This is a genomic window from Nocardiopsis sediminis (assembly GCF_042650565.1).
Lineage (GTDB): Bacteria > Actinomycetota > Actinomycetes > Streptosporangiales > Streptosporangiaceae > Nocardiopsis_B > Nocardiopsis_B sediminis.
Window position 1 is genome coordinate 129,131 of sequence record NZ_JBHSBH010000005.1, and the last position, 12,833, is coordinate 141,963.

Here is a 12,833-nt window from a genome sequence, read left to right on the forward strand (position 1 = left end):
CCGGCCGGGGCCGCGTTGCCGCACGTCGGAAGGCGGCGCCTCCGGCGTCAGCCGGACGGCAGGGCCGCATCCGCGGCGGCCTCCGCGCGGCGCCCGCCCCGGGCCAGGGCGATGGCCACCGCCGTTGCGGCGACGAACGCGCCGAGCGCGATCGCGATGTAGCCGTGCACGCCCGCGGCCGAGTTCACCGCCGCCCCGCCGGCCACCACGGCGGTGGAGGCGAGCACGGCCGAGCCCACGACGTTCATGGCCACCGAGCCGATCGCCAGCATGACCTGGACCAGGCCGGACACGACGCCCTGTCCACCGGCGGGCGCCACGCTCGTCGCCATGTTGAAGCCGGACGCGACGATCGCTCCCGCCGCGAAGCCCAGCAGGGCCGCGATGAGGACCGCGGCCGGGAACCGGGCGACCGCCCCGAACATGCCGAGCGTCGCCACCGTCCCGATCGCGACCCCGCCGGCCAGTGTCCGTGCCGGCCCGATCCGCGTCGCGAGCCATCCGGCCAGGGTGCCCCCGACCATCACGCCGGCCGCCGGCGCGGCGAACAGCAGGCCCAGCGACCCGCCGCCGAGCCCGTATCCCCGTCCCTGGTCCGGCGCGACCTGGGCGATGAGGCCGAAGAGCTGGAGCAGGCTCTGGTAGGCGCCGGCGCCCAGGACGACCACGAGGAGTGTGAGCACCAACGGCCGGCCGAGCCTGCGGATGTCGACCACGGGCTCGGGGCGTCTGCTCTCGACGAGGACCCACCTGGTGAAGGCGGCGGCGCCGCAGGCCAGGAGGGCGAGGAGGCCGAGGGAGAGCCAGCCGTACTCCGGGCCGAGGCTGACGTAGCCGAGCACCGCCGCGAGGCTCCCGCCGAGGAGAACGGCCCCGGCGACGTCGATCCTGCCGCCCGCCGTGACCGGGGTCTCGGGCAGCAGGGTGCGCACGCCGGCCGCCGCGACCGCCGCGAGCAGCGCCGATACGACGAACACGCTCTTGAAGCCGAACTCCGCGACCACGGCCTCGAAGAAGAAGGAGTCGACAAGGCCGACGATGGCCGATCCGGAGGTCACGACCCCCACCGCGGTCATCGCGACCCGGGGCGCGCAGACCTGGCGGATGAGCGCGACCGACAGGAAGACGGCCGCGACGGCCGCCCCCTGCAACAGGCGTCCCAGGAGGAACACCCAGATGCTGGGGGCGACCAGGCAGACGAGCGCGCCCGCACCGCCCATGAGGAGCGTCGCCACGAGCACCCTGCGCTTGCCGTGGATGTCGGCGCTCCTGCCGAGCAGCGGCGCCCACATCGCCCCCGCCAGCATCGCGCTGGCGTTGAGCCAGGCGGCCTGATCGGTGCCGAAGTGGTCGAGCATCTGCGGGAGCACGAGGAGCGGCGCCCCGATGACCGTGTCCGCCATGACGTTGGCGAGGATCAGCACGGCCGCCCAGCGGACGAGCCGTCCGCTCCATCCCGTGTGCGGCTCACCGCCGGGCGATCCGGTGGTACTGCTGTGCATGAGGTGCCCTCCGTTGCTTCCGGACGGGTGTGCGGGCGCGATCGCCCCGGCGGTCGCTAGGCGCCGCGGACAGGGTCGCCGTGCGACCGGAACGGGGCCAGGTGGTCGATGACGTCGGATGCGCGCCCGGCCGGGACGCGGGCGGCGAGGTGGCCGTCGGGCCGGATGAGGATGAGCTCTCCCGGATAGGGCCGGTAGAGGCGCTGGAACTCGCCCTGGGTGTCGGCGATGGCGCCGCCCGGATCCGCGCCGATGCGGTGCAGGTGCAGCCCGGCCGGATCGGCGCCGCCGAAGCCGACCGGTCCGGTGGGCTCGAAGGCGATCAGGGACCAGTGCGGCCCCCGCAGGAGGTCGAAGAGGTCGCCGCTGAACCCCGCGCCCGCCAGCCCGCCGGCGTTGGGCGCCCGGTCGCCGGCCACGGGTCCGGGCCCGTCCCCGCCGGGGTAGGTGAGGGGGCCCGTGCGGTAGTGGATCCCCAGCCCCGTGGTCATCGACCCGTCGCTGATGCCGGCGAGCGCCGCGCCCAGCCCGTCGTCGCTGCCGCGGCCCGCGTTCTCCATGGTCCGGCCCATCTTTTCCGTGCTCATCGCCAGGACGGTGCGGGCGACCGGGATGCGTTCGGCGCCGTAGGTGTCCAGCAGGTCCGGGTGGGCGCCCTTGAGAACGCTCATGAGTTTCCATCCCAGGTTGTAGGCGTCCTGGATGCCGGTGTTCATGCCCTGGCCCCCGGCCGGGGAGTGGACGTGGGCGGCGTCCCCGGCGAGCAGGACGCGGCCTGTGCGGTAGTCCGCCGCCATGCGGGCGTTGACCTGGTACACCGAGAGCCAGGTCGCGCTCTTCAGCACGACGGCCCCCGCGCCGGCGCGGTCGTCGAACAGCCGCTGGTAGAACTCCAGCGACGGGGTGCCGGGCTCGTCGCCGGGCAGGATCGGGCTCTGGAACTGCCACAGGTCGCTGCCCGGGAGCGGGGTGAGGCCGAGTATGCCGTGCTCGGAGGGCCAGATGTGCATGCGGCCGCGGTCGAGGTCGGGACCGGTGACGTCCCCGAGGTACCAGCGCTGCCGTTCGAAGGTCTCTCCTGCCAAGGAAAGCCCGGCGAGCTTGCGGGTACCGCTCCTGCCCCCGTCCGCCGCCACGACGTAGCGGGCGCGGACGGCCTGCTCGCCGCCCAGCCCCCGCAGGGCGACGGTGACACCGGCATCGTCCTGGTCGAGGCCGGCCGCCGCCGCGCCGAACTCCACGCGCCCACCCAGCTCCCCGAGCCGCCGCCGCAGGGCGTGCTCGACGTCGAACTGGCCGATCCACAGCGGATCGGGGTAGGGCGTGGCGAACGACCCCAGCGCCCGAGCCGAAATCGGGGGCCCGTCCGCGGTCGCGCCGGAGGGCTCGTGGAACCGCACGGGGAGCCCGGCGACACCGCGCCGCAGGACGTCGCCGACGGCGCCCAGGTCGTCGAGCACTTCGAGGGAGCGGGGCTGGACGGTCTTGGCCTTGGAGAAGCGGTTCGGCTCCGGGTCCCGCTCGACGATGCGGTGGGCGACCCCGCGGCGGGCGAGGTCGCACGCCAGCGTCAGGCCGGTGGGCCCGGCTCCGATGATCAGGACGTCGGTGTGGGACGCGTCGGTCATGGGGTCCTTCCAGGGAGAGGGCACCGCACTGCACGGTGCGGAGCGGGTTCACGGCGACGACGGCCCGGCGGGACCGTGTCCGTGCAGTGAGGTCCCGGCGCCGGTCCCCGGGGAGGTGTCCCCCGCCCCCGAGGCGATGTCCACCGCCTGCTCCCCGCTCCGCGGCCGTCCCGTTGCGGCCGCTGTCAACGTACGGCCGCCCCGCGGATAGGCTCGGCGATTGCAACGCATCCGCCGAAACCACGTCCTCGCTGCACGAAAGGCGCCTCACACCCCATGCCGGCCGCCGGATTCGACGAACTCGACGTCGCCCTCGCCGACGCCGTGCGGTCGGCCCCGCGCGTGAGCTGGCGGGAGCTGGCGCCGGTCCTGGGGGTCGACCCCGCGACCGTCAGCCGGCGCTGGTCGCGCATGCACTCCGCGGGGGTCGCCTGGGTGACCGCCCACCCGGCCGGGAGCGCGACCCCGTCGTGCGCGCTGGTGGAGATCGACTGCGTGGCCGGGCGGTCGGGCGAGGTGGCGCGCGTCATCGCCGGCGACACCGAGGCCGCCACCGTCAACGTGGTGTCGGGCGCGCGGGACCTCCTCGTGCTGGCACAGGCGCCGGACCTCGATGCCCTGTCGGGCTACCTCCTCGACCGCCTGGAGCACGTCCCCGGCGTCACGAACGTGCGCGGCCACATCGTGACGCGGCCGATCGTCGAGGGCAGCCGGTGGCGCGAAGGTGCGCTCGCGCCCGAGCAGCGCCGCCGCCTGCACCCCCGCGGCGGCACCCGCCCGGACCGCGGCACCGCCCTCCAGGCCCCCGACCACCGCATCGTCCGCGCGCTCAACATCGACGGGCGGATGTCGTTCGCGCAGCTCGCCGAACGCACCGGCCTGGGCCCCGTAGCGGTACGCCGCCGCCTGGCGCGCCTGGAGGCGGCGGGGCTCATCACCTTCCGGTGCGACACCTCACGCGACCTCTCCGGGCGCGCCGTCACCGTGTACTTCGGCTCGCTGCCCGTCCTCGACCTCGAAGACGCCGAAGGCCGGATCCGCGCGCTGCCGGGCGTCCGGGCCTGCAACCTCGTGGCGGGCCCCCACAACATCATCGTCGACGCCTGGCTGCGGACCGCCGCGGAGGCACACGACCTCGAACGGCGGATGAGCGGCGAACTGCCCACCCTGCGGATCCACGACCGGTCGGTGGTCCTGCGCACCGTCAAGCTCGTCGGCCGGATCCTGGACGCGGAGGGCCGGGCGGTGCGCTCCGTTCCGCTCCTGGCCGAGGACCCGGCGCTGCGAGCCGATGCCACCGGTGCGTGACGCCGGCGCGGACGGGCGCGCCGGTCAGGGCCCCGCGGCGCCGGTGGTGTGGCGGGTGCCGCCGCCGGAGCGGGGGAGTTCCTGGGCGTGTTCGTGGGGGTCGACGACCTTTCCGTGCGGGCCGTTGCCGGCGCGCAGCAGGAGCAGCGCGACGTCGTCGGCGCGCTGGCGCGCCTCCTGCGCCTCGCGGGTGAGCACGTCGGCCGCCTCGCCGAGGTAGCGGCCGCCCACCTCTCCCAGCCGGCCGGCGAGGCCGGAGATCGCCTCGTCCAGGTCCACGCCGGGCGACTCCACGAGGCCGTCGGTGTAGAGGGCCAGTACCGAGCCGACCGGCATCGCCAGCTGGATCTGCGGGTACTGGGCGTCGGGGACGATGCCCAGGAGCACCCCGCCCGGCACGTCCAGCACCTGGGTCTTGCCCTCGGGCGCGCGCATCAGCGGCTGCGGGTGCCCGGCCCGGGCGAACTCGACGATCTCCTTCTTCAGGTCCATCCGCAGGTAGGTGCAGCTCGCGAACAGGCCCGGGTCGAGGTCGACGAGCATGCTGTTGGTGTGGGCCAGGACGCGGCCGGGCTCGCCGTCGGAGGTGTCGGTGTAGGCGCGCACGGCGGTGCGGACCTGGCCCATCAGCGCGGCCGCGCCCACATTGTGGCCCTGGATGTCGCCGATGACCGCGGCGACCCGGTCCTCGTCGATGCGGATGATGTCGTAGAAGTCCCCGCCGATGGCCATGCCCTCGGTGCCGGGCAGGTAGCGCGCCGCTGCCGTGAGCCCGGGGATGCTGGGCAGCTCGCGCGGCAGCAGGCCCACCTGGAGGCCGTGGGCCAGCGCCTGCTTGGTGTCGTAGAGGCGGGCTCGCTCGAGCGCCTGGGCGATGAGCCCGCCCAGCGAGTTGAGCACGGAGCGCTCTTCGACGGTGAACCGGCGCGGCTGGGAGTAGGCGAGCACGCAGGCGCCCACCGAGCGCCCCGAGGAGATGAGCGGCAGGAACGCCCAGGCGCCCATGCCGTCGTGGGCGCTGGCGCGCGACCGGTAGGCGCGCTCCAGCTCGCGGCGCGACTCGACGAAGGCGGGGACCCCGGTGAGCAGGGTGCGCGCGCCCGGTGTGCGCGGGGTCACCGGAGTGCGGTCGAAGCGCTCGATGTCCTCGGGCCCGTATCCGCTGGAGCCGATGACGCGCAGGGTCCCGCCCTGCTCGGCGAGCAGGGCGAGGGCCTGCCCGCCGAAGGCGGGCATGACCTGGTCGACGACAAGGTCGATCACGTCCTGCTCGCCGACCGCCTCGGTCATCGCGCTGGCGAGGTTGAGGATGTGGTAGATCGCCCCGGCCCGGGAGGGCACGGTCAGGCCGCCCTCGGGGTCGGGCGCCAGCGGCGGCGCCGGCACGTCCTCGGCCGGGCGCTCGGCGTGGGTGGGGACGATGCGCACGCTGATGCCCGTGGGATCGGGGAACAGGTGGAAGGACAGCCACTGGTCGGGCGGGCGCAGCGCGACGAAGGAGGTGGACTCCTGGCTCATCACGGCCGACCGGTAGCGGTCCTCGAACATCGGGTTGTTCAGCCACGGCAGCACCGTCCAGGGCTGCACGCCCAGCAGCCGGCCGACGTGCTCGCCCAGCAGCGAGGCGGCGGCCGGGCTGACGACGGTCAGCCGGCCCTGGACGTCCATCGAGCACAACCCCTCGGGGATGCGCGACACGAGCGCGGCCATCGGGTCGCCGGAGGAGCCGTCGCCGCGCGCGGGCGCGGGCGCGGGGATGTAGGGGCGGGGGCCGGGCTCGATGGGCCGGCCGTCGCGCTCGGCGCGCTCCAGGATGCGGGCCAGGCGGGTGGCGCCCGCGATGATCCGGTCGCGCTCGCGGCGGCGCAGCTGGGCCCCGTGCGCGGCGGGCCAGACCAGGAACAGCGAACCGTACTCGCGCGCGTTGATGCGCAGCGGGCAGCCGGCCATCCGGAAGTCGTAGGGCAGGGTGAGGGCGGTGCGGGGGTAGCGGCGGGCCATCTCCTCGGGCCCGCCGACCCAGACCACGCCCTCCTCCTGTAAGGCGTCGGCGGCGGGCATGGGCGAGGGCAGCCGCACCCGTTCCCAGGGGCGCATGATGTCGCGCGGCATCCCGGCCAGCACCGCGAGCTCCATGGTGGACTCGCCGGTCAGCAGGAAGACACCGCCGGCGTGCGCGCCGAGTTCGCCCAGCAGGCCCACGAGGCCATCGGCCACGCGATCCAACCCGTTTCGCACCCATTGACGCTGGTCAAGGGGCGTCGTCCGCTCCCGCACAGCTCCCCCGCTCCAGGGCGCCGCCCTTCACGCTGGCGCCCGACCCGCCGATCGCCGGACATGTCCGTGGACACGATCACCGCCCGCCCCGGTGCCCCGGTGCCGGCCGGACCGGCGCGCGAACGCGGCCCCATGACCAGAGGATACGCGCAACACCCGGGAGATCGGTGATTCTGCGTCACCACGTCGTTCTGTACGGTAGCGGACATGCGGACGGCGGAGGGGTCGTTCGCGGCACCGGCTCGCCCCCCGAAAAGGACCGGCCCGCGGCACGGCGCCGCCCACCCGCACCGCCGATCGGGCGCCGGACCCCCCGGCCGGGCCACGCGATCGCGCTCACGCTACCACCGCGACCTGCAACGACACCCGGATGGCGCGCCGATGGGGCCCACCGTGGCGCCGCACCGGAACCGGCCCCGACGGGGCCCAAGGAGGTCACCCCCAGTCCTCGACGAAGAGGTTGTATCCGGGAAGCTGATTCGCCCGCTGACAGAACGCCGGGTAGCCCTCCTGCCCCGCCTGAGCCGCGGCGTTGAGGCAGTCCGCTTCCGTCGCGAAGTTCGCCTCGAAGCGCACCACGGCCGCCGCGGGCGCCGCCGCGGCGAGCGACACCCCGCCCGCCACCAGCGCGGAGACCACCACTGCAAGAGAACGCTTCATCACCGTTTCCACCTTTCCCACCCCCGCGCCCCGGCAGACCCACGGCCGGACGACTACCCGGACACGCCCAGGACACTCACCCACGGTGAACGACGCGACGCGGGCGGGTAACTTGGCAGGCCGCGGGTCCGGGAACGCCGGGCGGCCCGCGGGGCCGCCGAACGGCCCGATACGGGGGCGCGCGACCGGGGGGACCGCAGCGATGGGACAGTATGCCGACGTCAACGGCGTGCACACCTGGTACGACGAACGCGGCGACGGTGATCCGCTGGTGCTCCTGCACGGCTCGCCGGGCGATTCCCGCGTATTCGACGCCGGCCTCGCCCCCCTCGCCGACCGCTTCCGGGTGCTCACCCCCGAGCGCCGGGGCCACGGGCACACCGCCGATGTCGAAGGGCCCATCGGCCTCGGCGTCATGACCGACGACACCGTCGCCTTCCTGGAGCAGGTGGTCGCCGACCCGGCCCGCCTGGCCGGACACGGCACCGGCGCGACGGTGGCGCTCATGACCGCGATCCGCCGCCCCGATCTCGTCGAACGCCTCGTCCTGATCAGCGGGGCCTTCCAGCGCGAGGGCATGGTCCTGCGCCCCGGCCCCTCCGGCGAGGTCCCCCCGGAGGTCGCCGACGCCTACGCCGAGGTGTCGCCCGACGGCCGCGACCACCTGCCCGTCGTCCTGGAGAAGACCGCCGCCTCCGCCGCGACCGAGCCGGACCTGACCGAGCACGAGCTGTCGGCCGTCACCGCGCGCACGCTGGTCGTCAGCGGCGACGACGACCTGGTCACCCTGGAGCACACGGTGGCCCTCTACCGCGCCCTGCCCGCCGCCGAGCTGGCCGTCGTTCCCGGTACCTCCCACGCACTCCTGCTCGAGAAACCCGGCACCCTCCGCCATCTGGTCGGCGACTTCCTCACCGGCGAGCCCCCGGCCACCCGGCTACCGATCCGCCGCACCCGCTGAGGGGGCCGCCCACCCGCCGATCCACCGCACCCGTCGACCGGCCCACGGGACGGCCGACCTCCACTCAACCGACCCCGACCACCCCATATGTCTGATTTGCCACGTTTTGGAACTCCGGTACTGCGGTAGGCGGCCGTCCATGCGAGAGCCCGCACGGCCGCGTTCCGGGTACCCCAGCGTCCCGGTCCCCAGCGAGCCACCGCATTTCCCGCGCCCGCTCCGGCGCCGGCCCGGAGACGACGGCCCGGACCTGCTCGTCCTGCGCTCCCGCGGGCTCGGCGACTTCCTCACCGCCCTGCCCGCCCTGCGGGCACTGGAGCGCGCCCACCCCGGGCACCGCATCCACCTCGCCGCACCCCCCGGGCACGCCGACCTCCTCGCACTGGCCGGGCTGGACTGGCCGCTCATCCCCAGCGTCGCCCTGACCGCGCCCCCCTGGCCACGCCGCACGCCCCTCGACCTCGCCGTCAACCTGCACGACGGCGACCCGCAGAGCGTCCGCGCCCTCCGCGCCCTGCGCCCCGCCCTCCTGTGGACCTACGCCCACCCCGAGACCCCCGCCTCCCCCGGCCCGCACCCGATCCCCGGCCTCCACGAGACCGAGAACTGCTGCCGGCTCCTGCGCCACTACGGGGTCCCCACCGAGGCCACCGACCTGCGGATGGCCCCGCCGGCCCTCCCGGCCCCCCGCCCCGGAGCCGCCGTCCTGCACCCCGGCGCCGGCTCCCCCGCCCGGCGCTGGCCCGAGCCGCGGTTCGCCGCGGTCGCCCGCCACCTCGCCGACCGCGGCCACCGCGTCGTCATCACCGGATCCGCCGCCGGACGCGGCCCGGCCGAACGCGTCGGCCGCGCCGCGGGCATCGACCCCGCGGACGTCCTCGCCGGACGCACCACGCTGCCCGAGGCCGCGGCGCTCATCGCCGGTGCCGCCGTCGTCGTCTGCGGCGACTCCGGGGTGGCCCACCTGGCCACCGCCTACGCGACCCCCTCGGTGCGCATCCTCGGCCGCGTCTCGCCGGCCCGGACGGGGCCGCGCATCGACGACGCGCTGCACGCCTGCCTCTGGGCCGGCGAGCCCGGTGACGGCCCACCCGGTCCCGGCCTGCTGCGCATCACCGCCGCACAGGTCATCGACGCCCTCGGCACCGTGCCGATCCGCGCCCCCGGCACCGCCGCCCCGGCACCGGCCGAGCCCGCCCCCTGACCTCCGGGGTGTTTGGGCCGCCGCGGATTCGGTAGTCCCCACTACAGAGCCATCGTGCCCTCCGGGGCACCTTCGGAGCCGGGCAGCGCCCCCTCCTGTACCGGGGGGATCGGGAGGGGGCCACCCGGTGGACCCGGTCCACCCCGTCCGCGGCGCACACCGCGGGCCCGCTGGACGCACAGAGGGGGCTTCCCTACGGGAAGCCCCCTTTGCTGTGCGCGGCGCCGCCGGGGTCACGACGCCCGGGGCCGGCGCATCCGCGACCGGCTCTCCTTCTTCACCGCCTCCACCAGCTGCGGCTTTGTCATCGTCGACCGCCCCTGCACGCCCAGCTCCCTGGCGCGCGCGTACAGCTCCTGCTTGCCGGCGTCGGCGTCCACGCCGCCCCCGGCCCGGGGTGCTCGTGCTCCGGGGGCCCGGCGCGACTCCTTGGGTTTCCAGCGGTCGCCCACCTGCTCGAAGCCGCGCCTGAGCGCCGTGTAGGCGACCCGGTCCGCGCGCTCGCCCTCGCCGTAGGTGTCCACGGCCGAGTCGTGCGCACAGGCCCAGGTGTCCTGGGCCTTCCGCGACGAGCGCCGGACCGTGTCCGGCAGGTTCTTGCGTCCCGGCATGGCCGGTCCCCCTTCGATCGATCCGGCGGCGCGACACGCCCGGACGTGCACGTGATGATCCGCACGGTCGCGTCCGTACCGCTTCAGACCCCGCCACAGCGGGCGATCCGTCCACACCGCTACCGATATCGCCCCCTGGATAAACCCACGCGGCTTTCGTGGAGGTTTGACGGCGACGCGGACCGGTAGTGGCGCGATACCGGACAGAGGAGGACGAACCAATGGATGTGCGATCCGTGACGGTGGACACGGGCGATGCCGTCCTGCCCGGCGACCTGGCCATCGGTCCCGAGGCGAGCGGCGTCGTGCTGTTCGCCCACGGCAGTGGCAGCTCCCGCCACAGCCCGCGCAACAGGGCCGTCGCCGACGCCCTCAACACCACCGGGTTCGGCACCCTCCTCATCGACCTGCTCACCGAGGAGGAGGGCCGCGACCAGACGCCCGCGGGCGGGCCGCGGTTCGACATCCCGATGCTCACCGACCGGCTGACGGCCACGGTCGACTGGCTCGGCAAGGACTCCGACACCTCCGGGACCCCGATCGGCCTCTTCGGCTCCAGCACCGGCGCCGCCGCGGCCATCGGCACCGCCGCCGACCGGCCCCGCGAGGTCGGCGCGGTGGTCTGCCGCGGCGGGCGGGTCGACCTCGCCGCCGACCGCCTTCCGCAGGTGGACGCGCCCGTCCTCATGATCGCCGGCAGCGCCGACCCGCCGATCGTGCGGATCAGCTTCGAGGCCGTCGACCGGCTGCACGTCGCCGGGCACGTCCACCTGGTGCCCGATGCGACCCACCTGTTCGAGGAACCGGGGGCCCTGGAACAGGTCACCGGCGCCGCGATGACCTGGTTCCGCGATCACCTGGCGGCGCCGTCGGGCGGCTGACCCGCCCCTCACACCTCTCCCTCCCCCTCCCGCGACCCACCGCCCCCGCCCCTCGGTGCGCCCCTTGACGGATGCGCCGAAGCGGAACCGTGCCCGCTGCGCGGAGGCACCGCCTCCGTGTGCCGGGCGCCTCCACGGGGACGGTGCCCGGCCCGCAGGCATACGCGGGCGCCCCGGTCGGCAACGGCGCCGCACCGGGGTGTGCCGGGTCACCCCGCCCGCGCGCCGCCGCACAGCGGCGGCCGGGCGGCGGTGGCCCACATCACCACGGATGAGAAGGGATTTCGGGATGTCGCCACGAGGAGTGCGTGTTGTCGCCCCAGTGCCCCGTCCACGGGGCCGCTCCGGTGCCTCCGCCGCTCGGCGGCCCCTGTGCCGGTCCGTGCTCTCACGGTTTCCCGTGCTCCCTGCGTTTCCCCGGCTGTCCCGCCTCCCGCGGCCCCCGTGGATCCGCCCCACTGTTTTCCCAGGAGTCCCCGTGACCCCCACTGCTGTTCGCGTGCGCCGCCCGGCCGCCGCGCCGCGCCCCGCCGCCCCGGCACCGGCCCCTGCAACGGCCCGCCGCCCGCGCCCGGCGATGGCCCTGCTGGTCTTCGTCCTCGGCATGCTCTCGGCGACGACCTCGCTGGCCACCGACCTCTACCTGCCGGCGTTCCCGCAGATCGCCGCCGACCTCGGCGCCACAGAGCCGCAGATCCAGCTCACACTGACGGCCACCATGGTCGGCCTGGCGGTGGGTCAGCTGATCATCGGGCCCCTCAGCGACCGCTGGGGGCGGCGGACGCCGCTGCTCATCGGCATCGCGGTGTTCGCGGCGACGTCCTTCCTGTGCATGGCGGTCACCACCGCCGAGCAGCTCACGGCCCTGCGGTTCCTCCAGGGGCTGGCCGCCGCCACAGCGGCCGTGATCTCGCGGGCCGTGGTCCGCGACACCTTCGACGGCGACTCCGCCGTGCGCCTGTACTCCCGCCTGGCGCTGCTGGTGGGGCTGGCCCCGATGCTGGGGCCCGTCCTGGGCGGCCAGCTGATGCTGTTCGGCCCCTGGGAGCTGCTGTTCGGCGCCCTCGGCGTGGCCGGGCTGGGCGGGGTGGCGCTGGTCTTCGTCGGCCTGCCCGAGAGCCTGCCCGCCGAGCGGCGCACCCGGCAGGACTGGGCCGCCACCCTGCGGCTGTTCGGGGTCCTGCTGCGCGACCCGCGGTTCATCGTGCCCACGCTGACGATGGCGCTCAGCTTCGCGATGACGTTCACCTACGTCTCCGCGTTCTCCTTCGTGTCGCAGGCCCACCTCGGGGCGACGGCGCAGCAGTTCAGCCTCGTGTTCGGCGTCAACACGCTCGGCATGATCCTGGGCAACCAGCTCAACGCGGCCCTGATCGGCCGGATGGACACGCCGCACCGGCTCGTCGCCGGGCTGGCCGGCGCCACGGTGTCGGTGTTCGCGCTGGCGGCGCTGCACCTGTCGGGCGGGGCGACGCTGGTGACCGTGACGGCGGTGCTGTTCATGATGATGTTCTGCACCGGGCTGATCTCGCCCAACGCAACGACGCTGGCCATCGTCAGCCGTCCGGCGGCGGAGGCCGGCAGCGCTTCGGCGCTCCTGGGCACGTTGCAGTTCGCCCTGGGCGGCGTGCTGGCCGCCGCCGCCGGCCTGACGGGGACCGGGCACGCCACGCTGGGCAGCATGACCCTGGTCATGGTGGTGACGGCGCTGGCGGCGGCGGGGCTGTTCGTCGCCGCCGCGGTGCGGCGCGGGTCCCTCGCGGCGGTCTGAGGCCGCCGCCGGCCCCGCCGGGCGGCCCGC

Annotated in this window: 10 protein-coding genes; 5 read left to right on the plus strand and 5 right to left on the minus strand. The window is 75.2% G+C overall.

Annotated elements, in window-relative coordinates; translation table 11 throughout:
- Positions 1-47: 47 nt before the first annotated feature.
- Both ACFOVU_RS07950 and ACFOVU_RS07955 read right to left on the minus strand, forming a co-directional pair.
- Positions 48-1,502 carry an MFS transporter gene (locus tag ACFOVU_RS07950; protein ID WP_378531365.1) on the minus strand — a complete coding sequence of 485 codons (1,455 nt, stop codon included), beginning with the start codon at positions 1,500-1,502 and terminating at the stop codon, positions 48-50.
- Between the two features lie 56 nt (positions 1,503-1,558).
- The gene (locus ACFOVU_RS07955) at positions 1,559-3,130 is read right to left on the minus strand and encodes an FAD-dependent monooxygenase (RefSeq protein WP_378531367.1); all 1,572 of its coding nucleotides are present in this window, start codon (positions 3,128-3,130) and stop codon (positions 1,559-1,561) included.
- Positions 3,131-3,406: 276 nt separating this feature from the next.
- Between ACFOVU_RS07955 and ACFOVU_RS07960 the strand changes: the two genes are divergently transcribed.
- Positions 3,407-4,438, plus strand: coding sequence for an Lrp/AsnC family transcriptional regulator (locus ACFOVU_RS07960; RefSeq protein WP_378531368.1), 1,032 nt, complete (start codon positions 3,407-3,409; stop codon positions 4,436-4,438).
- Between the two features lie 24 nt (positions 4,439-4,462).
- On the opposite strand, the gene ACFOVU_RS07965 is transcribed toward ACFOVU_RS07960, so the two are convergent.
- Both ACFOVU_RS07965 and ACFOVU_RS07970 read right to left on the minus strand, forming a co-directional pair.
- Positions 4,463-6,655, minus strand: coding sequence for a SpoIIE family protein phosphatase (locus ACFOVU_RS07965; protein WP_378531370.1), 2,193 nt, complete (start codon positions 6,653-6,655; stop codon positions 4,463-4,465).
- Between the two features lie 495 nt (positions 6,656-7,150).
- Positions 7,151-7,375, minus strand: a complete 225-nt coding sequence (locus ACFOVU_RS07970; RefSeq protein WP_378531372.1) for a hypothetical protein — start codon at positions 7,373-7,375, stop codon at positions 7,151-7,153.
- 202 nt (positions 7,376-7,577) lie between these two features.
- Between ACFOVU_RS07970 and ACFOVU_RS07975 the strand changes: the two genes are divergently transcribed.
- The gene (locus tag ACFOVU_RS07975) at positions 7,578-8,336 is read left to right on the plus strand and encodes an alpha/beta fold hydrolase (RefSeq protein WP_378531374.1); all 759 of its coding nucleotides are present in this window, start codon (positions 7,578-7,580) and stop codon (positions 8,334-8,336) included.
- Positions 8,337-8,475: 139 nt separating this feature from the next.
- A complete protein-coding gene (locus ACFOVU_RS07980) occupies positions 8,476-9,540 on the plus strand; it encodes a glycosyltransferase family 9 protein (protein ID WP_378531375.1) in 1,065 nt (354 codons plus the stop codon).
- Positions 9,541-9,773: 233 nt separating this feature from the next.
- On the opposite strand, the gene ACFOVU_RS07985 is transcribed toward ACFOVU_RS07980, so the two are convergent.
- Entirely contained in the window at positions 9,774-10,151 is a 378-nt protein-coding gene (locus tag ACFOVU_RS07985) for a ChaB family protein (RefSeq protein WP_378531377.1), read from the minus strand.
- Between the two features lie 236 nt (positions 10,152-10,387).
- Here ACFOVU_RS07985 and ACFOVU_RS07990 point away from each other — a divergent pair, with 236 nt between their 5' ends.
- Positions 10,388-11,032: a dienelactone hydrolase family protein gene (locus ACFOVU_RS07990; protein ID WP_378531379.1), complete on the plus strand. Its 645-nt coding sequence runs from the start codon at positions 10,388-10,390 to the stop codon at positions 11,030-11,032.
- 478 nt (positions 11,033-11,510) lie between these two features.
- Positions 11,511-12,803, plus strand: coding sequence for a multidrug effflux MFS transporter (locus ACFOVU_RS07995; protein ID WP_378531381.1), 1,293 nt, complete (start codon positions 11,511-11,513; stop codon positions 12,801-12,803).
- Positions 12,804-12,833 lie beyond the last annotated feature (30 nt).